We start from the raw sequence: 337 nt of genomic DNA, 5'->3' as shown, positions 1-337 counted from the left end.
GGCCACCGAAGAGGCTCTTCGATCCCGAGTTCTGGCTGAAGCCGCTTAGGGACTATCCGGACAGACCCGCCGCGCGCGTCGATTTTGAAGCGACAATGCCCGGGATAAACTCAGACCTCAGAATACTCAGGCATTATCCCTGGCAAGCTGAAGAGCGTCGCGGCAAGGACGGATCGGTGCTGTTCACGGTTTGGAACGACCTCGAAAACCAGGGAATCAATGTCATTTACTCCAAGCGCGAATATAGTCTTCAAGCCTTCCGCTCCCCGCTTGATCCCGCCCGACCGTTCAATCAATTCGACGCTGAAAGAGGTCAGGCCGACATGAAACGCAGAGA

At 55.8% G+C, this 337-nt stretch carries 1 pseudogene; it reads left to right on the top strand.

Annotation, left to right across the window (positions count from 1 at the left end):
• Window positions 1–337 (top strand): annotated as a pseudogene (locus AF337_RS40635) (hypothetical protein); the annotation flags it as partial.

Source organism: Rhizobium ecuadorense (assembly GCF_001187535.1).
Classification (GTDB): Bacteria; Pseudomonadota; Alphaproteobacteria; order Rhizobiales; family Rhizobiaceae; genus Rhizobium; species Rhizobium ecuadorense.
The sequence above is the reverse complement of the archived record's forward strand: the minus strand, read 5'-3'. Positions and strand labels throughout refer to the sequence as shown.